This window comes from Arthrobacter sp. 08Y14, from assembly GCF_002929455.1.
Lineage (GTDB): Bacteria > Actinomycetota > Actinomycetes > Actinomycetales > Micrococcaceae > Arthrobacter_B > Arthrobacter_B sunyaminii.
Genome location: NZ_PJIX01000023.1, coordinates 1 through 739, shown reverse-complemented (window position 1 = coordinate 739; position 739 = coordinate 1). Strand labels below are relative to the sequence as shown.

At 64.0% G+C, this 739-nt stretch carries 1 pseudogene; it reads right to left on the bottom strand.

The annotated features are described in order from the left end of the window. Positions 1–739: pseudogene (locus CXR03_RS18865) on the bottom strand (hypothetical protein); the annotation flags it as partial.

Here is a 739-nt window from a genome sequence, read left to right as displayed (position 1 = left end):
AGCACCCTCGAAGATATCGAAGACGTTGACGCCAGAGATCAGCTTGCGATCCGCGCTTGTCGCCGCCTTGATGATCGCGCCGGCTTCAACCGCCTTTTCGACCACGAAGGCGAAGTCGCGCTTCACCATCTGGAAGGCAGAAAGCTCGAGCGCCGGCTTGGTGCGGGTCGCCTTCTTCTTCGGCTCCGGAAGGGCGTCGACATAGATCTCGAAGCCGCAGAGCGTGCCGGAGACGTCGAGCGCTTCCAGCGTCTTCGGATGGAATTCACCGAAGGTGCCGAGGATGACCTTGGGGCCGGCCTTGATCGTGCCGGACCGGCCCGGATGGTACCATTCGGGACCGCCCTGCTCGATCTGGACATTGCTCATCGGAATGCCGCAGGCTTCGAGCACGGCGAGTGCATCGGCCTTGGCGTCGAAGACATCAACCGGCTTGCCACCGCCCTTGGCCTGGTTCGACCACATGCGGCCGGCACCGGCGATCGAGGCCGTGCCACGGCGCACGCCACCGGCGACGCGACGTTGCGTGTCAGGCGTATCACCTTCATAGGTGCCGGAAACTTCGAAGATCGCCACATCGCCAAAGCCGCGGTCGGCATTGCGCTGGGCCGCCGTCAGCAAGCCCGGCAGCAGCGAAGGCCGCATGTCCGACATGTCTGATGCAATCGGGTTGACCAGCTTCAGCTTCTCGCTGCCGCCGCCGAAGAGCTTGGCATGCTCGGCCGAGATGAAGGACCAG